This window comes from Spongiibacter pelagi (assembly GCF_014705705.1).
In the GTDB taxonomy this organism is placed as follows: Bacteria; Pseudomonadota; Gammaproteobacteria; order Pseudomonadales; family Spongiibacteraceae; genus Spongiibacter; species Spongiibacter pelagi.
Genome location: NZ_JACXLD010000001.1, coordinates 323430 through 342718, shown reverse-complemented (window position 1 = coordinate 342718; position 19289 = coordinate 323430). Strand labels below are relative to the sequence as shown.

The 19289-nt window shown below is 51.6% G+C and carries 16 protein-coding genes; 13 read left to right on the top strand and 3 right to left on the bottom strand.

What is annotated here, in order from left to right:
- Positions 1 to 72 precede the first annotated feature (72 nt).
- The 6 genes from bcsR (at position 73) to IB286_RS01570 (ending at position 10857) form a co-directional block, all read left to right on the top strand.
- Positions 73 to 252: a BcsR/BcsP family cellulose biosynthesis protein gene (gene bcsR / locus IB286_RS01595; RefSeq protein ID WP_190761905.1), complete on the top strand. Its 180-nt coding sequence runs from the start codon at positions 73 to 75 to the stop codon at positions 250 to 252.
- Positions 249 to 1007: a cellulose biosynthesis protein BcsQ gene (gene bcsQ / locus IB286_RS01590; RefSeq protein WP_190761904.1), complete on the top strand. Its 759-nt coding sequence runs from the start codon at positions 249 to 251 to the stop codon at positions 1005 to 1007. The genes bcsR and bcsQ overlap by 4 nt, the downstream gene beginning before the upstream one ends.
- Positions 1004 to 3640: a UDP-forming cellulose synthase catalytic subunit gene (bcsA, locus tag IB286_RS01585; protein ID WP_223826043.1), complete on the top strand. Its 2637-nt coding sequence runs from the start codon at positions 1004 to 1006 to the stop codon at positions 3638 to 3640. The genes bcsQ and bcsA overlap by 4 nt, the downstream gene beginning before the upstream one ends.
- A gap of 202 nt (positions 3641 to 3842) precedes the next feature.
- On the top strand, positions 3843 to 6020 hold the full coding sequence (bcsB, locus tag IB286_RS01580; protein WP_190761903.1) for a cellulose biosynthesis cyclic di-GMP-binding regulatory protein BcsB: 2178 nt from the start codon (positions 3843 to 3845) through the stop codon (positions 6018 to 6020).
- On the top strand, positions 6020 to 7120 hold the full coding sequence (gene bcsZ, locus IB286_RS01575) for a cellulose synthase complex periplasmic endoglucanase BcsZ (RefSeq protein WP_190761902.1): 1101 nt from the start codon (positions 6020 to 6022) through the stop codon (positions 7118 to 7120). Before bcsB ends, bcsZ begins: the two co-directional genes overlap by 1 nt.
- On the top strand, positions 7111 to 10857 hold the full coding sequence (locus tag IB286_RS01570; protein WP_190761901.1) for a cellulose synthase subunit BcsC-related outer membrane protein: 3747 nt from the start codon (positions 7111 to 7113) through the stop codon (positions 10855 to 10857). The genes bcsZ and IB286_RS01570 overlap by 10 nt, the downstream gene beginning before the upstream one ends.
- 102 nt (positions 10858 to 10959) lie before the next feature.
- Here the strand turns inward: IB286_RS01570 and IB286_RS01565 are convergent, their stop codons facing one another.
- Positions 10960 to 11343 (bottom strand): Hsp20/alpha crystallin family protein, encoded by a 384-nt coding sequence (locus IB286_RS01565; RefSeq protein ID WP_190761900.1) that lies wholly within the window; start codon positions 11341 to 11343, stop codon positions 10960 to 10962.
- Between the two features lie 176 nt (positions 11344 to 11519).
- Between IB286_RS01565 and IB286_RS01560 the strand changes: the two genes are divergently transcribed.
- Both IB286_RS01560 and murI read left to right on the top strand, forming a co-directional pair.
- Positions 11520 to 11999, top strand: coding sequence for a peroxiredoxin (locus tag IB286_RS01560; RefSeq protein ID WP_190761899.1), 480 nt, complete (start codon positions 11520 to 11522; stop codon positions 11997 to 11999).
- Positions 11996 to 12787: a glutamate racemase gene (murI, locus tag IB286_RS01555; RefSeq protein WP_190761898.1), complete on the top strand. Its 792-nt coding sequence runs from the start codon at positions 11996 to 11998 to the stop codon at positions 12785 to 12787. Before IB286_RS01560 ends, murI begins: the two co-directional genes overlap by 4 nt.
- 17 nt (positions 12788 to 12804) lie before the next feature.
- Here murI and IB286_RS01550 read toward each other — a convergent pair whose 3' ends face one another.
- Both IB286_RS01550 and IB286_RS01545 read right to left on the bottom strand, forming a co-directional pair.
- Positions 12805 to 13818, bottom strand: coding sequence for an aromatic ring-hydroxylating oxygenase subunit alpha (locus tag IB286_RS01550; RefSeq protein WP_190761897.1), 1014 nt, complete (start codon positions 13816 to 13818; stop codon positions 12805 to 12807).
- Between the two features lie 156 nt (positions 13819 to 13974).
- A complete protein-coding gene (locus tag IB286_RS01545; protein WP_190761896.1) occupies positions 13975 to 14583 on the bottom strand; it encodes a hypothetical protein in 609 nt (202 codons plus the stop codon).
- A gap of 94 nt (positions 14584 to 14677) precedes the next feature.
- On the opposite strand from IB286_RS01545, the gene moaA reads away from it, so the two are divergent.
- The 5 genes from moaA to IB286_RS01520 all read left to right on the top strand — a co-directional run bounded on the left by moaA (position 14678) and on the right by IB286_RS01520 (position 19286).
- Complete coding sequence (gene moaA / locus IB286_RS01540; protein ID WP_190761895.1) at positions 14678 to 15679, top strand: GTP 3',8-cyclase MoaA; 1002 nt, start codon at positions 14678 to 14680, stop codon at positions 15677 to 15679.
- A gap of 3 nt (positions 15680 to 15682) precedes the next feature.
- Positions 15683 to 16189 carry a cupin domain-containing protein gene (locus IB286_RS01535; protein ID WP_190761894.1) on the top strand — a complete coding sequence of 169 codons (507 nt, stop codon included), beginning with the start codon at positions 15683 to 15685 and terminating at the stop codon, positions 16187 to 16189.
- Positions 16182 to 17105 (top strand): AAA family ATPase, encoded by a 924-nt coding sequence (locus IB286_RS01530; RefSeq protein WP_190761893.1) that lies wholly within the window; start codon positions 16182 to 16184, stop codon positions 17103 to 17105. The genes IB286_RS01535 and IB286_RS01530 overlap by 8 nt, the downstream gene beginning before the upstream one ends.
- A 21-nt stretch (positions 17106 to 17126) precedes the next feature.
- A complete protein-coding gene (locus IB286_RS15675) occupies positions 17127 to 18563 on the top strand; it encodes a VWA domain-containing protein (RefSeq protein WP_190761892.1) in 1437 nt (478 codons plus the stop codon).
- A gap of 87 nt (positions 18564 to 18650) precedes the next feature.
- Complete coding sequence (locus IB286_RS01520; RefSeq protein ID WP_223826042.1) at positions 18651 to 19286, top strand: DUF502 domain-containing protein; 636 nt, start codon at positions 18651 to 18653, stop codon at positions 19284 to 19286.
- The last annotated feature ends 3 nt before the right edge of the window (positions 19287 to 19289 follow it).

The following is a 19289-nucleotide window of genomic DNA, read 5'->3' as shown; positions in this document are numbered from 1 at the left end:
AAGCTCGACAAGCTATGCTCACCCTGAGGGAATATTGACGTTTATTTCAATCATAAAATCAAGGAGATAAGGGTGGTAGAACCAAGCCATGACATCGCATTTACCTACCGCTCGCTGCAACAAGATGCGCTGCCCTACCACGAAATAGCCCGCCGCAAAGATTACCAACACGCGCTGGCCCGCTGGCCGCTACTGCAATTACTAAGCAAGGGCACAGACTTACCGTCAGGCGCAGAGGAAGCTGAAAAATGAAAACCCTGCTGTTTTCAGGATGCCGCGGCGGAGTCGGTAACAGCAGCGTGACCGCAAACCTGGCCGCGACCTTACAGAAAAATGGCCACCAAACCCTGACCCTGGACTTAAACGACAGCAATACCACCAGCCTCTACTTTGGTATTGACCCCCGTTCTTCGCGTGGCTGGGGCCAAGCCCTTCTCGATGGACACGATTTCAGCAACGCCGCCTTTCAAAGTAATGATGGACGCTGGATGCTGCCCTATGGCAGCCTGAAACTGGAAGAGAGGTATCGGCTAAATGCCATCTTGTCGTCCAAACCGGAACTACTCAGTAAGACACTGGCCAAGCTGAAAGGCGTGGACTTTTTGATTATCGACTGCCCGACGATTTCAACACAGAAATGGGCATGGGCGGAGTATCAATATCTCAAGGAACTGTTCACACTTAACGCTCGCCTCATAACCACTCTCACGCCCTCTGCCCCGGATTACAGTTTGTTAAAAAATCATCCGGACTGGCGCGATTATTCCGCACTCCTGCTACTCAATATGCAGCGACCTGAATCTCAACTTCATCACGATTTACGACTGGTTATTCAAACCGAATTCCACGAGCAGATACTGCCAATAGCCCTGTCGCAGGACATCACCGTGGCCGAAGCCTGCGCACACCTCCAAACTGTGGTCAGCTATGCACCGGCAAGTCAGGCCAGCAAAGAATTTCTTGCACTGGCCCATTGCTGTGAAAACCTGTGGCGAGTGGCAAAATGACCCGTGAGTACCCAAATATTCGCGGCCTGTCTCGTTACCTGGATGTAAGGCAAGCAGACCGCTTGGAAAACATGTTTGAGGTTTTCCGTCACGAAACAAGCCATTTCAACAACATCGGGCGATTTACTGTCTTGCTTTGGCTTGGGTTCTCATGGCTTTTCCTGCAATCGCAGATTGCCGGTCGCACTACCTGGTCAGCACCGGCAACACTATTTCCCAAAGTGAACTTCAGCCGCCCCCGCTGGGGTGACCCCCTGCGTCTACTAATTCAAGGAGCCTGGTTAATTTGTATCCGGCAAACGCCCTCTGATACTCAGCCTGCGTTTAAACCGCCTTTACCCAAGGCGTATACCCCCGGAGACCTCCGATCTGTCCATTGGCTGTTTAAGAGCACGGCGCTAATTAGGTGGGGAATTATGCGGGCTGAAAAGAAACTCAGCCTTCACCAAAGTTATAATCCAGCAAGCGACAAAGCCCTATCCCGCACCCAACAGCAGATGCTCGGCATTATTGTTGGCTGTGCTATGTTGCTCTGCATTAGCGTCCCCATGGATTATCAGGCACAAACCATCTATGTCTGCGTACTGCTACTGGTTGCCGCTCTACTGCGGCAGGTTTCAGGGCGTTTTTCAACCATGCTACTCATGGTGCTATCGGTTATCGTTTCCAGCCGTTACCTCTGGTGGCGTTTAAACAACAGCCTCAACTGGGATGACGCCCTTGGCCTCTTTTTCGGGCTATTAATTGTAGCGGCAGAGATTTACGCATGGATCGTGCTACTTCTAGGATATTTTCAAAATATCTGGCCACTGCGCCGCAATCCTGTCCCACTCCCAGGAAACGAACAGGACTGGCCAAAGCTGGATATTTTTATACCGACCTACAATGAACCTCTCGATGTAGTGAAAGCCACGATCTATGCTTGCTTAGGCTTGGACTGGCCCAGAGACAAGTTTGAAATTCACCTGCTTGACGATGGCAAGCGCGACACTTTCAAAGACTTTGCCAAAGACGTCGGCATAAACTATATCCGCCGCCCTACCAATGAGCACGCCAAGGCCGGCAATATCAATTACGCACTCAAGCAAACTACCGGGGAATACGTTGCCATCTTCGACTGTGATCATATCCCCACCCGGGGTTTCTTCCAGTTATCTATGGGCTGGTTTCTCAAAGACCCAAAACTGGCACTAATTCAAACCCCCCACCACTTTTATTCTCCCGATCCCTTTGAACGCAACCTCAGTCACTTCCATCAAGTTCCCAGTGAAGGCACCTTGTTTTATGGCCTAACCCAAGATGGCAATGACCTTTGGAATGGCAGTTTTTTTTGCGGTTCCTGCGCGATTATTCGCAGAATACCACTGGAAGAAATTGGCGGTATTGCCGTTGAAACAGTGACCGAAGATGCCCATACCTCACTGCGGCTGCACCGCAAAGGCTATAACTCTGCTTATCTTCGAGTGCCAATTTCAGCCGGGCTTGCGACCGAAACCCTCTCTGCCCATATCGGCCAGCGCATTCGCTGGGCCAGAGGCATGACCCAGATTTTGCGGTTGGATAACCCCCTGCGCGGCCCCGGCCTAAAGTGGCATCAACGCCTATGCTATTTCAACGCAATGATGCATTTCCTTTCGGGCATACCGCGGCTGATCTTTCTGACGGCACCGTTAGTTTTCCTTTTATTGCATACCTACGTCATCTATGCCCCCGCAGGTTTGTTGCTGCTGTATGTCATCCCTCACATGTTTCACTCGTCCCTTGTGAATTCGAAAGTACATGGAAAATACCGCTACTCGTTCTGGGGCGAGGTCTATGAAACCGTATTAGCCTGGTATGTAGCCCGGCCAACCATCGTCGCCTTGTTCGCTCCCCACAAAGGCACGTTTAATGTCACTGCCAAAGGTGGGAGAATCGACGAAGAGTATTTTGACTGGGTGATTTCCAAGCCTTATCTGCTCTTGATCGCACTCAATGTACTCGGCTGTATCTGGGGTGGCTTTCGTCTTGCTTTTGGCCCCGAAACCGAAATCGCGGCGGTACTGGTAAACATGGCCTGGACTCTCTACAACCTTCTGCTGTTAGGGGCCGCCGCTGCCGTAGCAAGGGAGTTAAAACAAATTCGGAGTACACCCCGAGTCGTGGCTGATATCCCTGTTTCCCTCGCTCTGCCAAGTGGACATCGCCTAAGCGCCCGGTTGCGCGATTTTTCATTTAATGGCATGCGCATAGAACACGAAGCCACAAGCGCCCTTGAAGAAGGGCAAATATTGGATGTCATTATGGAGCGAGCTGGCGAGTATTTTGCCTTCTCGGCCAAAGTTATGTTTTCTAATAACACCGTAGCCGGGCTGCAATTACAGTATCTTGATCACCAGGAAATGACGCGCTATGTGCAGTGCACATTTGCTCGCTCTGACAACTGGATTAAATCCCGCGGGGGCTTTCACTATGACCGCCCCGGCTTTAGTTTTAAGCAAATTGCTGCCGCAAGTCTGCGTGGCTACCAGCAGTTCCTGGAGATAGGGCCAAAGCCGCTTCCACAGATTTATTATTTTTACCAAGCCGTCCGCGATAAAATTTACAGTTATCTGCCGACCCGCATTCAATCAGCTCGCCATTTCTCGAACTGAGGACAACATGTTTACTAAGCCCAAATTTATTCATCCAAGACCCGTTGAGCCAAGGTCTACAGAACACGCTTCCACCGGAATGGCATCAAGGCGAGGAGTATTGTTCAAAATCACAAGCGTCAGCCGTACTTGTCTGGGCCTGATTTTTCTCTCGCAGCTCGTACTTAATCCCATGCTTGGCCATGCCGCAGTATCGTCAAAAATGACAACCGAGCACTCAAAAACCGACACCGCTCCCCGCCAGAATTACACCCTAGACCTCAACAAACTTGGGCATAGCCGCTCGCAAAATCTCAAAGGCAGTGGCAGCCAGGTAGTTCTGGGCTTTGGTTCACGGCTGGATGAGATTATCGAATCTGCGGAGCTGGACTTAAAAATTTCGACTTCGCCCGCCTTGCTAGAGACCCTCTCTCATTTAAAGGTCTACCTCAATGACGAATTCATGCAAGCCATTCCCTATCGCAAAAGCGAAATCGGGCAGTCACAAAATTACTCAATCAAGTTGGATCCGCGCTATTTCAGCAGCTACAACCAAATTCGGATCGAGTTTATTGGTCACCTGAACAAAGAATGCTGGAACCCGGACGATCCAAGCATCTGGACCGAAATCAGCCAAGCCAGCACACTGCACCTCAATAGCCGCAAACTGAAACTGAGCAATGAATTAGCTCTGTTACCCGCACCGTTTTTTGATAAAAATGATTTTTCTGCTGTAACCTTGCCTGTCGTCTTTGGCGAGCAGTACGACATCAAAGCAATACAGGCCGCGGCGGTGGCCAGCTCTTACTTCGGATCGCTTGCCACGTGGCGCGGCAGCCAATTTCCTGTGTTAATCGACACGCTGCCCCAACAACATGCGCTAGTCTTTGCCAGCAATGACAATCGCCCGAAATTCCTTGCTGACCTGCCCAAAGTCGATCAACCGACCTTGCAATTAATCAGCCACCCAGAGAATCCCTATATCAAACTACTACTGATTCAGGGGCGAGACAGCGAAGACTTGCTTACCGCTGTATCGGCGCTCGCACTGGGTAATCCACTCTTAAGCGGCTCAATCGCAACCATCAAACAGATTACCGAACTGGCACCCCGAAAACCCTATGACGCCCCCAACTGGATTCGAACAGATCGCCCGGTAAAACTGGCTGAACTGATTAGTTCTCCCAGTGAATTGGAAACCATCGGACGCCTACCTGCACCCATTAAAGTTTCGCTGCGCCTACCACCTGACCTATTCACCTGGCAAAGCCGGGGCATTCCTCTTGATCTCAATTTCCGCTACTCGCCTACAGCAAGCAACCTGGGTGACTCCAAACTTAATTTCTATCTAAACGATCAGTTTGTGCAAAGCTTCAAACTGACCTCTAGCGGCCAAGAAAAGGAAGACAAGCTCTTTCGCATTCCCATGCTGGATAACCGTCTTTTCAAACAAGAAGGCGATATCCGAATCCCCGCTTTCCGAGTCGGAACCCAAAATCAACTGGCCTTTGAATTTGCATTTACATCTAACTCCGAAGGCAACTGTATGACGCTCCCCGCAGGCCAGACTAAAGCCTCGATCAGTGGCGACAGCAGCCTGGATTTCCGGGGGTTCCCTCACTACATGGAAATGCCTAATTTGCATGCCTTTGTCTCAGCTGCTTATCCGTTTAGCCGTATGGCCGACCTTTCCGAAACGGCGATAGTAATTCGCCCAGAGGCAAGCCGTTCCGAGGTAGAAACCCTGCTAAATATTGCCGGGCATATGGGGGCCAGTACCGGTTACCCCGGAGTTGGGCTCACGGTGACAGACCAGTGGAACGAGAAGCAGCTACAGAACAAAGATATCTTAGCTATCCAGCTCGCCACCGATCTGCCTAATACCTTGTACGGCAATCGCGATGCCGCCTTGCTGCTGGACAACTCTTTGCGGGAATTAAAGCGGCCCAGGTATGAAAAGCGTGAACTGTTTGGGCACTGGTCCAGCTCTGACAAAAGAACACCGGTTGTCGATATCAGTCTCTATGCCGATGGCGATATTGCAACCCTCAGCGGTTCGCAATCACCCCTAAACAGAAAGCGCAGTACCGTTATTCTGCAAACCAATGCGATAGAAAATTTTTCTCTAATCAGCAAGGCTTTATTGGACCCAAGCAGCCACGGTAAATTTTTTGGCTCGGTCGCCAGCATCCGTAACACTGATATACAAAGTTTTCAGGTAGGAGACACCTACTTTGTTGGCAAACTACCCGTGTTCAAATTGATCTGGTATCACTTCTCCAACCACCCACTTCTTCTTGTCGCACTTTCGCTACTGTTAATAATTATTCTTGCCATTACCCTGTGGCGACTACTATCCAGCATGTCGGCACGCCGCCTGAATCTGGACGACGAGGATTAATGAGCCGCCTTATCGCTTTTATCGGCCTAATGCTGACCATCACCACAATTCAGGCGGCGGATTGCGACTGGCCGCAGTGGCAACAATTTGCTGAAGATTACATAGCGCAGGGCCGGGTTATAGATGGCTCAGATTCACGGCAAATTACCACTTCGGAAGGACAGGCTTACGCCTTGTTTTTCGCGCTGGTAGCCAATGACCAAGCTCGCTTTAAAACGCTGCTCAAATGGACAGAACAGCATTTGTTTGATGGCGATATGACCGCCACCCTCCCCGCCTGGCTGTGGGGAAAATCAGAACAAAACTGGCAAGTGCTGGATACCAATCCCGCCTCGGATGCCGATGTATGGATGGCCTACACCCTGCTTGAAGCGGGGAAATTATGGGATAACGCCAGATATAAAACCCTTGGCTATCTTCTGGCCAATCGAGTCAGCAAGGAAGAAAGCACAGAAATACCCGGCTTTGGTAAACAACTTTTGCCGTCCTCTCACGGCTTTGTCAGCAAGCAACAGGTTTATCGCATCAACCCAAGTTATTTACCCCTTCAAGTGCTGGATCGGCTTGCCAACTTACTGCCTCACTCGGCCTGGCCAGAAATAAGAGACAATAGCGCCAAACTGCTTCCACAGCTTATGCCGATGGGATTGATGCCCGACTGGGCTGAACTGGCTGAGGGAAAAATCAAACTCTCCGGCACCGTGGGCAGTTATGACGCCATCCGAACTTATCTCTGGGCGGGGATGCTGCACTCGGAACATCCAGAGCGCTCAACACTGCTCGCAAAAATGCAGCCGATGTTGGCGCTGACTAAAAAACACACTGCCCCGCCGGAAAAAACCCAGGTGATTTCCGGCCAAGCAAGCGGTATCGGCCCCTATGGTTTTTCAGCCGCACTATTACCCATGCTCACGGCCAGCAACAAAAGCGAATTAGCAAAACACCAGAAAGCACGTGTGATAGAAGGGCTTGCCAACAGCCCTGTTCATACGGACTACTACAATCGTGTTCTGAGCTTATTCGCTCTGGCTTGGCCTGAACGCTACCAGTTTTCTCAAACCGGAGAATTACAGACTGATTGGAGTAAAGCATGCAAGTAGCCGGGGTGCGCCTTGGGCGAATTGCGCTACTTGGCTTATCCATTGCCGCCGCCAGTGTAGCAATACAACATATTTCGAATAACAAAGATCAGCAGCCAGCGTCTAGTGACCAAGATAAAATGGGTAAGCCACTTCAAGTTCAAGCCGAGCCTGGCCTGATTGATGCCCACGAGACACAAAATCAGCAAGATTCTCCACTGCTGAAACAAATTAAAATTGCCGACCTGTTGAATCGTCATGATCTACTCCGCTCACACCTTCGTCAGCAATCTGCCATCGCACCTAACGCCCCCTATACCCTGTTTTATCAGGCTTACCTGGCGTTGCTGGAAGACGAGGTTCCCAAGGCCGAAACACTACTGAATCAGATGCGACTCAGTAGTTCTAACACTGAACTTGAGCAGCAACTTGCCCGGCTCATTAGCTTGTATCGAGACAAACAAAACCAACTGCAAAACATCCGCTTACTAACTGCCGCCGGAAGACTGGACGAAGCAGTGAACAAGTTCGACGAGGTATTCCCCACCAGCATTCCCGTTTTGTCGTTGGAACTGGAATACCTGGAGTTAAAAGGACGCATTCCCCGTTACTGGCGCAGCGTTCGCTCACGCCTGGAAGCGCTGAATCAGCTATACCCCAATATCGCTCAACTAGAGTTAGCCAAAGCAAATCACCTCGCCCGCAACGCAAAATACCTGCGCGAGGCAGAAAGCACCTTTCGTCGACTGGCTTACGGTGAAAGCACCGGGCGACGTGCCGCAAGCGCATGGCTGAATATATTGGAAAGCCGCCCCCTCAATACGCAAACCTTGTCTGCTTATCAGGAATTGGCTCAGCGCTACCCCAACGACCGTCAAATACAGCAAAGCCTCAAACGTGCTGAAGTGGAATTTGCTGAAGAGCAGTTGCGCCTTCGGAACCCGTATTATCGCGCAATGAAAAATGGCCTCGCTGCACTTGATGCTGAAAATTATCGCAAAGCCGAATCACTGCTTGATTTTGCCCACCAAGGACGAGGCAACGATCCGGAAATTCTCGGCGGCTTAGGTCATATTGAACTTAACCGGGGCAACCAGAAGCTGGCTCAATATTATTTCGAGCAAGCGCTTTTTTATAATCGTGACCCGGACCGGCAAGGTAAATGGCAAAGTTTGGTAAAAACCGCATCGTACTGGGCATCAATAAAAGAAGGGCAGCGCTTTTTCAGTGCCGGCCGAACCGAATCAGCACGATCAGCATTCCACAAAGCCAATCGAATCCAACCCGACAATTACACCGGATATTTACGGCTCGCTGAGTTAGCTGCATCGCAGTACCAGGACGAACAAGCGCTGCATTTTTATAACCAGGCGTTGCGGCGCAACCCCACAGCAAAAGATTTACTGAACTCACGCGTTGAATATGAATACCAACACCGGGGTCTGGAATCTGCCCAGCGATTCATCGCACAGCTTGCGCCCTCCCAACAAAAACAGCTTTCAGAACTAGAGCAATCTTTACAGAAAGATCAGCAATTTTCTGATTTGGAGCAGCAGCTTGCCGGCAACAATACCAACGCCGCCTTAACGTCGCTTTCGACATTATTACAGCTTTCTCCCCTTTCACCTTGGGATAAAAAACAAATCGCCGAGGCCTTTATCCAGCTAGGCAAAACTGAGCAAGCTGATCAACTGATGCAGACGTGGGCGGCAGAAATGCCACAGCCCGACATGAAATTTGCTTACGGACTTTACCTTTCCCAGCAAGGTAAAATTGCAGATGCCGTCGCCCAACTGGAATCCATACCCGATGCCGAGCGCAGCCCGGCAATATCCCGCAATTTACAACGCATCCGCGTCGATCTCGCACTACAAAAAATTCAAAAGAACAATAGCGACTCTCCATCCGAACAAGAACTGCAAAGACTTGCTGAACAATTCCGAGATATTCCTGAAGCACAAATCCGTATTGCGGAATTGTGGTTAAGCAAAGGCGAAAACCAGCAGGCAAGAGCCGTACTCGACACTATCTTTATTCGCCGCGATTGGCTTCTGGATACCAAGTTAAGCTATGGCGAAATTCTGTTAAAAACAGCGAGCTTTGCAAAGTTTGAACGCTGGTTTGCCAGCATCAGCATGCTTAACTATTCCTATGAAGATGCACAGCAACTTATGCAGCTTCAAGCCCGGTTTAAATTCATGCAGGGGGAATATCAAGAGCGCGAAGGCGATCATTTGCTGGCACTGTCAAACTTTTCCCAAGCGTCAAACTTGCCGGGCAAATACCAAACCAAAGCAAAAATTGCTGCCCTTCGTAACGCGTCAAAACTAAAAGAGAAGCAGGCTTTTTTCCAGCAGCAATCCGACCTGCTCATGGCTCAACAGCAATCTTTACCCCCGGAAGACTTAGTCGAGTTAGCCAGTACTTTTCAACAGCTCAAGCTCAAAGATAAAAGCGCCAAATTGCTCGCTGAATTATCGCAACGACCCAATATTGACGCCATTCTGCTTCGGGATGGCATGCTGGTTGCGGAACAAAATCAAGATTGGCAAAGCATGGAAAGCCTCGGTTTTTCAGGACTGAAGTTACACGCTGATTCAACAGACGATGACTACCGCCAACTGTACGACACCGCCAGCGACGACTGGTTAAGCCGCAGTTTAAAAGCGGGAATTGATCGCGCCCAGGAGAAAAACGATGGCCATATTCTGTTTGGCCTGGATTACAACACCAAGCAGGGGCGCGATAACTACAGCCAGATTCCCGTGGAAATGCTACTACCGTTTCCTGAACAGAGTGGTCACCTGTTAGCCCGAGTTGATTATGTGTCAGTCACTTCCGGCAAGCGCGATTACATTGATCCCGACCCTAGCGGTACTGGCAGACTCGACATTCCCTTTTCAAAATCAGACACCGGGATTGCCTTAGGGATTGGCTGGATTGCTGAACACTGGCGGGCCGACATCGGCAGTACGCCACTGGGTTTTGACTCTTCAAGCTGGGTGGGTGGCCTCGAATTTGACAGCAAGTTCAAATCCCTCGGCTGGAGCTTCACTGTATCCCAACGCCCCGAAACGGGCTCTGTGCTTTCCTACGCCGGCATGGACGTTCCTGATACAGCGCTTACCAGAGCCGGCAAAAACTGGGGCGGTGTACTGAGAACCGGCGTGAAATTGGGTACCAGTTTCGACCAGGGTAAACGGCTTGGTATATGGACGAGCTTTCAATATCACCAGCTCACCGGCGACGATGTTGAAGACAATACCCGCCTGGGACTGATGGGCGGTCTTTATTGGCGGGTCCTAAACGAAGAAGATCGCCAGTTGCGGATCGGCTTGAACGGCACCCACCTGGCCTATGATAAAAACCTCGAGGAATTCACTCTGAACCACGGTGGCTATTACAGCCCCCAGCGTTACGATTCCATCTCCCTCCCGGTTCGCTTCTATGGCCGCAGAGGCAAGGATTTATCATATTTATTGCAGCTTTCTGTTTCTCACTCGACTTCCTCCCTAGACGCACCCTACCTGCTCGGGGGTAGTAATCGCAGCGGCAGCGGTTTTGGTTACAGCGTGGAAATGGCGCTTGAAAAACGGATTTCTGATCACTGGTATCTGGGACTCAGCGCGGATATACAACGGGCAGACTTTTACGAACCGAACCATATCTCCCTCTATGCCCGCTATACCCTCCAGGATCGTTTGAAGGATATTCACACACCGCCAGAACCACCGAGCCTCTACAGCAGCTACTACTGACAAGCGCCGAACACTAAGGGCATAAAGGCACTGCGTCCAAGCGAACACAGCGCCCCGCGGAGATTGTTTCAGCGGATTTACTGCACCGTAATACGATGCGGCTCAGCTTTTTAGCTGCTTGGGTAAAGCCAAACTCAACACACCGTTTTCAACGCGCGCTTCTATATTTTGTGCATCCACGGTTTCCGGTAAACGGAACTGTCGGCTCACCTGACCGGCACGGCGCTCTCTAACAGCTTGACGCTGCTCACCATAATCAATGCTGCGCTCGGTTTTTACAGTGAGAATACGTTCTTCCACCGTAATTTCGATTGCCTCTTTGGCCACACCCGGCACGTCCATACTGAGCAGCCAGGCCGATTCACTTTCCACAACATCTACGGCGGGGCGCCACTCTGGCTGGCCCGCTTTACTCAGCCATGCCTGACGATGATTCATGTCGCGTTGTAACTCATCCAGCACACTGAAAGGGAAAATACCGTTCATATAACACCTCCAACTTACGAATGATGGTTTACTGCAAATCTTTCGCGCTTTATTGCGCTTACATTATCTAGATAGGGTCGCGCGAGCAGATTTCAAGAATGAAAAGCTCTGTTACACTTGCGACTTCTACTTACTTTCTGCCAATTGACCATCACAACAAATAAAAGGACAGGCTAATGAGCATTCAAGCAGGCGATAAAATCCCAAGCGCGACGCTGCAAACCATGGGCGAAAAAGGCCCACAACCAATTACCACCGATGAAATTTTTAACGGTAAAAAAGTTGTGCTGTTTGCCGTACCCGGCGCCTTTACTCCCGGCTGCTCCATGACCCACCTGCCCGGCTTTGTCGTTAATGCCGACACCATTAAAGCCAAGGGTGTAGACACCATCGCCTGCATTTCCGTAAACGATGCCTTTGTCATGGGTGCCTGGGGAAAATCCCAAAACGCCGAAGAAATTCTGATGCTGGGTGATGGCAATGGCGATTTCGCCAAAGCACTGGGACTCAGCATGGATGCCTCCGGCTGGGGCATGGGCACCCGCAGTCAGCGCTATGCCATGATCGTCGATAACGGCGTGGTTACCCACCTCGGTGTTGATGCGTCCGGCGGCATTGAGCTGAGTTCGGCGGAGACTGTTCTCCAACAACTGTGAGCACCACGCCCCGCATTCTCGTCTTTGATTCCGGCGTCGGCTCACTGAGTATCGGCGCCGAAATTCACGCCCTGCTGCCCCATGTCGATTTGCTCTACGCCATGGATCGCGGTGGTTTTCCCTACGGCCAATGGCAGCAACAAGCTCTGGTCGAACATATCTGTTTGCGCATTGAACAACTGCTCGCCGAGCACTCGGTAGATATGCTGGTGGTGGCCTGCAATTCCGCCAGCACCGCCGTATTGCCCGCCCTGCGCGAACAGCTCAGTATTCCCGTGGTTGGCGTAGTGCCGGCGATAAAACCCGCCGCGCTACTCAGCCAAACAAAAGTAATTGGACTACTCGCCACCCCCGGCACCGTGGCCCGCCCTTACACCGCCGAGTTGATTCGGGAATTCGCCGCGGATTGCTGTGTCATTTCTGTGGGCGCTGCCGAATTAGCACCGGCAATAGAAGATTTTTTCTGGACGGGAAATGAGAACGCCGAGCAGTGGCAAGCGTCAATTGATGCGCTGTGCAAGCACCCCCGTGCAAACGAGATGGATACGGTAATTCTAGCCTGCACCCACTTTCCGCTGATTCAATCCCAGCTAAGCGAACGGCTGCCCGGCAAACAGTGGATCGATTCCGGCAAGGCGATTGCCCGCCGAGTGGCGCATTTACTGACAGATAAAAACCTGCCTCACCAAAACGAGCCCGGCCAACAAACGGCGGTCATTCTCGGTGAGCAGGCCAGTGATTCGCTCCGCCAAAATTTAGCGGAGCGCGGCATCAGCTTATTGAGCTGATTTTATAGCGCCTTGTTTTACAAGGCTTTTGGATCAAATCCACCGGCGTAAAACTGACCATACCATTTGCGGAATTTGGCGATTGGGCCATCGCCGTCACACAAAATCGGCAAGGGGCGGTAAATTTTGTTTTCCCAAATCGGGCGATCTTCTTCCAGCTGACCGACGATATTGGCAATGATCGCCGCGTTCACACCGCCTTTTTTCACCTCGCCATTTACCTTGGGCTGAATAAAAGCAAAACGAACGTGTACCGTTTCCGCATCAATAGGCGTTGTCAGGCCCATCAAAAACGTATCGGCAATGCCTTCAAACTTTGTAAAGCCCTGACCGGGGCCAGCGCTGCCGGTATGAATTGCGCCTTTTACTTCACCGCGCGGGGTCGGCATATTGGCTTTTTGCAGGCCGCGCACAAAGGGGCCGTCGTAAGTGGTTTCCCATTCAGGGAAAGAAGCGGTGCCATGCACATATTTAAAGTGAGCCGGGTCAGCGGCATTTTCGGCCATTTCCTGCGAGTGAGTATTCAGCGTCCACTCGTAGCGATCCATCGGCGACCAGTCATCACTCATCGCTTCTTCGTGTTCGATCACTTCCCATTTGGGTGACTCACCTTCGGGGTGATACCAAGCCCAAATGCATTGATTCACTTCGCGGATGGGGAAGGATTTCAAACACTTCTTGCCCTGTACCTTGGGCGGCATATTCTTGGCGTAGGGCACTTCCACGCATTCGCCGTCGGAATTAAATTTCCACGAGTGGAAGGGGCAAACAATATTGTCGCCTTCAATTCGACCACCACCCTTGCCGGATTTTTCATGAATACCGTGGCCGAGGTGCGCACCGAGGTGAGGGCAATAGGCCTCCATCAACACCGGCTTGCCCTTCTCGCCGCGATACAACACCAATTCCTGACCAAAGTAATGCACCGCGCGGGATTCTCCCACCGCCAACTCGTCGGAATAGGACACTACAAACCAGCCGTAAGGCATGGGCATGGGGTAACGTTTGATGGCTGTGGCGGCGCTTGTCATTGCTGAACCTCTTATCCGGTTTTAACCGAGGGGATAAAACCTTGTGTTATGTGTGGGGATTTACTTTACCTCCACCCACGATTCAGACAATGACAAAAACAGGCAGCACAGTTGTAAAAAACCGCCAACCTCGGTCGGCGGCTTGAGCTTGAGGTATTAGTCGAACCAGCCTTTCATTTTGTTCCAGAACACGTCAACGCCGGTATTGACCATGGCTTCTTCGGTGGAGCCTTCCTGAGCACCGGTGTAAACCGCCGCCTGCTGTTTAGCAACTTCCTTGGCCATATCTTCCATGGTTTGCTGATTCACTTCCTCGCCATCAGCAGTCTGGGCACGACCTTGAGCAGCGGCGCGCAATTGCTCTTCACGCTCAGAACCGGGCTCGATACCGCTGCGGCGCATGGCCTCTTCCACCGCTAAACGCTCAGCCACATTTTTATCTTTTAGCGAGCGTCCTGCGGCATCAAAGCAACAACCATTTTCCTTATAGGCGTTTTCCTGAGACACGCCCATACCCATGCGAATCAGCGCCGCCTCACCAGAAGTCGGTGGCACTTCCGCTTTACTTACCGCCGCTTCAATGGCTTTGATCTGGCCAATTTCCTTGGCGGAATAAACCCGCACATTCAATTTTGAATACACACCCCAGTCCTGCTCTTGGCTGGATTGCGCCGACTCCGTCGAGCTCGAGCTGTATTTCTTTGGATCAGCAAGAGAGTGAGCGCTTACACCTAAGCAGGCTAAAGCAATAAGTGCGCGAGACATTGTGATTTTCATACTTCCCCCGTTTGGAATTGGACTGGCTGTACGCCAGATTCTTATTCGCTGTCAGTATAACGGCTTATGATAAGATTCCCCCATGAAAACCGCTCAGCAAATATTGGCAGACCGCTTTGGCCGACAGGTTAATTACCTGCGCCTGTCGGTGACTGACCGCTGCGATTTTCGCTGTGTGTATTGCATGGCGGAAGATATGCAGTTTTTGCCACGCAAGCAGATTTTAACGCTGGAACAGCTCTATGACGTTGCCGCCGCGTTTGTCGGCCTCGGCGTAAAAAAAATCCGCCTGACCGGCGGCGAGCCCTTGGTTAGAAATAATGTGATGAGCTTGGTCGAGCGACTGGGACAATTGCCCGGTCTTGAGCAGCTACACCTAACCACCAATGGCGCCCAGCTTGATAAATACGCGGCGCCACTAAAAGCCGCCGGTCTGTCTGGCATCAATATCAGTATCGACAGCCTGCACCAACAGCGCTTTAAAGACCTGACCCGCACCGGCGATCTACATAAGGTTTTGCGCGGTATCGATGCCGCTATCGAAGCCGGTTTTAGCCGCATCAAGCTGAATGCGGTGATTATGAAAAACCGCAATGACGATGAAATTCTTGACTTGGTCGACTTTGCCCGCAATCGTGGCGTCGACATCAGCTTTATCGAAGAAATGCCCCTCGGCCAAATCACCGAACACGACCGCGCACTGAGCTTTTGCAGCAGCGACGATATTCGCGGGGTTATCGAACAACACTACCCCCTGACCCCAACCACCGAAACCAGCGGCGGCCCTTCGCGCTACTACCGCATGGCCGACAGCAATAGCCGCATCGGTTTTATCTCGCCCCACAGCCATAATTTTTGCCATCTGTGCAACCGGGTACGACTCACCGTGGAAGGGCGTTTGCTTCTGTGTTTGGGCAATGAGCATTCGGTCGATTTAAAAGCGGTACTTGATCAACACCCCGGCGACAGCGAGCGGCTACAACAAGCCATTATCGACGCCATGCATATCAAACCGGAGCGACATCATTTTGATTTGAGTGATGAGCCGCAGATCGTACGCTTTATGAATACTACCGGCGGTTAAGCCTTGGACGCACGCGCCATAATTGCCGCGCTTCAGTTAGAGGCGCATCCGGAAGGCGGATTTTTTCGTCGTACCTATACCTCTGATCACAAAGCCGAAACCGCCGATCGCCCCTGCGTATCCTCTATTTTTTATTTATTGAGTAGCGACAGCCCCACCGGTCATCTGCACTGCAACCGCTCAGATATTTTGCATTTCTGGCAGGGCGGCGCAGCGCTGCATTACACCCTAATTAACGCCGAAGGCAAGATTGAAACCTGCGTTTTAGGCCCAGAATTAAACAAGGGCCAACAACTGCAAATGCTGGTGCCCGGCGGCGTATGGAAAGCCTCGCAACTTTTGGATACCCACCGAGCAGACTACGGCCTGATTTCCGAGGCCGTTTGCCCCGGCTTTGATTTTGCCGACCACCAAATGGCAGACTGGGCCACGCTGATCAATCAATATCCTCAACTTGATCACCCCGATACTTTAGACCGACTTAAAAACCTGATTGCACACCATGACTAATGCCCGCCAACAGATCGACACCCTGATTAGCCAACTCGCCGAGCAGGGTTATATCGCCAGCGACAATATCGCCACCACACTTTATTTAGCCAAAATGCTGGAGCGCCCCATTCTGATTGAAGGACCGCCGGGGGTGGGCAAAACCGAGTTGGCCAATGCCACTGCGGCGGTTCTCAACCAGCCCTTGGTAAGACTGCAATGTTATGAAGGCCTGGATGAAAGCAAGGCGCTTTACGATTGGAAATACAGCAAGCAACTGCTGTACGTGCAGGTATTAAAAGAAAAACTGCAGGATGTCTTGGCCGGCACCGAGGGCCTGAGCGGCGCGGTGGAAAAGCTGCATCAACTCGATGATATTTTTTATTCCGAGCATTTTTTAGAGCCGCGCCCACTGCTGCAAGCGCTGAAAAGTGATACTGGCGCCGTACTGTTGATCGACGAGATCGACAAAGCCGACTACGAATTTGAATCACTGCTGCTGGAAATTCTGGCCGACTTTAAAGTCTCAGTGCCCGAAATTGGCCGCATTGCCGCCACCCACAAACCGCTGGTGATTCTCACCAGCAACAATACCCGTGATCTCAGCGACGCCCTTAAGCGCCGCTGTCTGCATCTTTATATTCCGTTCCCCGAAGCAGATTTAGAAGGTCGCATTGTCGACAGCCGGGTGCCGGAAATTTCCGAACAACTGCGCCGACAACTGGTGGAGTTTGTTCACAGCGTTCGTCAATTTGATCTCAAGAAACAACCCGCCATCAGCGAAACCATCGACTGGGCGCGCAGCTTATTGCTACTCCACGCCGACAAGCTCGACCGGCAACTGGTGGAAGACAGCCTCAATGTCTTGCTTAAATACGAAGAAGATATTGATCTTGTGCGCCCGGAACTCAGCAGTCTGCTGCGTAACTCGCACTGATTAGTAACGGGCTTTTACGCTGTGCAAGAAACGCTCCTGCAATTTATTCGGCATTTACGCCACGCTGGCGTTACTATTTCTACCGCCGAAACCCTCGATGCCATGAGCGTTGCGGCCCAGCTCGGTTATCGTGACAAAACCCTGCTTTACCACGGCCTCGCCGCTTGTCTGGCAAAAACCGATGAGCAGCGCCAGCAATACCACTCCTGCTTTAAACAGTTTTTTGAATTCGACCTCAAACCCGACGTCGCCAACGAGAGTGAAGAGACAGCCGAAAACGAAAGCAGCGAAAGCGAAGCCAACGACGCCATGTCCGGTCAAGGCAGCATGGGGGGTGGCGGCGGTTCCGGCCAAGGCAATCAGGGGCAAAGTGGTCAAAACCAGAGCGGTCAAGATCAAGAACAATCTCGCTCGCCAAAATCAGAAGCACAAAATTTCGATCAACTGCGCGCCGATGTGATTCGCGCTGCCGCACAGGCTCAACTTGAGCAACTGCGCTTTCCCACCCAGCGCGGTATTTTTCGTCGCCGTATTTTAGAAGCCCTAAACGATCCCCAGCGCCAATCGGAAATCCAAGCGCTGGGCAATGGCGATGCCCAACAGCAAGAGCGCTCGCGCTGGCTGCAACAGCAGCGGGATATTCAGTTGGAAATGGTGCGGGAAATGATCGACCGTCAATTACTGCTGACCAATAATGCCGAGGCCCGAGCCACCCAAGAAGCACTGATGCGCGACAGCTCACTGTCGGCTATGGATCAGTACTACCGCAAAAAACTGCCGCCGCTGATTCGCAAGCTGGCCAAAAAACTCGCCTCCCGGCACAAGCAACGCCTCCACCGCGCCAAGCGCGGCAAACCCGATTTGGGCAAAACCCTGCGCCGCAATATCGCCTACGGCGGGGTGCCCTTTAATCGCTATTGGCGGCAGAAAAAGCGGGAAAAAAGCGAAATTTACGTGCTCTGTGATCTCAGCGGTTCAGTCAGCGCCTGGTCAGAAGTGCTGATGTTGTTTGTGCAAGCATTGGCCGAGGTGCTACCCAATACGCGCAGCTTTGTCTTCTGCGGCCGCAGCCACGAAGTCAGTGAGGAATTTAAAAGCTTTCCCGCCGAACAAGCACTGGCTTTGATTCGCCATAAACACGGTATGGGCAGCAGCGATTACGGCCTTGCCCTAAACAGCTTTCGCGACCAAATTATCGACAAAGTGAATCGGCGTAGCTGCATCATTATTCTCGGCGATGGGCGCGGTAATGGTGGCGATACCGGTATCGATGCCCTGCGCGAGCTGTATCAGCGGGCGCGCCTGCTACTCTGGTTTAATCCGGAACCGCAAAGCAATTGGAATACCGGCGATTCCGAAATTCGTCGCTATCAAAGTGCCAGCCACTACGTTGCCGAATGTGGCAGTCTGCGCAAGTTGGAATACCTGCTCGACGATTTGTTAACGTTAATGCGCTAATTTTTACGCGATTTGGCAATACAAACACTGCGAGCTGAAACCTAAACTCGCTATCATTAGCGCAATGACCGTCTTTTGAGCCCACTCATGATGAATCGCTTCAAACATTTCTTTGGCCAATCCTTTATCGGTGGCGTATTGGTAATCGCACCAATTACCGTGCTGCTACTGGCACTGCGCTGGGCGGTCAATGTGGTTCAAGGCTTGATCGCCCCCCTCACCGGCCCATTGACCAAAGCCACCCACGCGCCTCCGCTTATTATTGATGTACTGGTGGTTATTCTGATTCTGCTGACCTGCTTTGTGGTCGGCACGCTAGTCGCCACCAAAACCGGTAGCTTTCTGGAGGGTTATTTCGATAAGCACTTAACCCGCTTCGCCCCAGGCTACCGCCTGATTCGCGATATTTTTCGTCAGTTTCTCGGCAATAATGAAAACTCACCTTTTAGCCGTGGCGAAGTCGGACTTGTTCAGCTCTATGGGCCGTCATCACCAGCCCATGCCACCGCCATTATCACCAGTCGGCACAGCAATGGCTGGTATACGGTATTTGTGCCCACCGGCCCCAACCCCACCTCGGGTTTTGTCTATCACCTGCCTCCCGAATGCGTGACACCACGCCCGGATATCAAATTGGATAATGCTTTTAAAACCATTATCGCCTGCGGTGCGGGCTCAGCCGATTTGAATCTCGCCGACACCTTTAACACCAAGCAGGTATAGAGC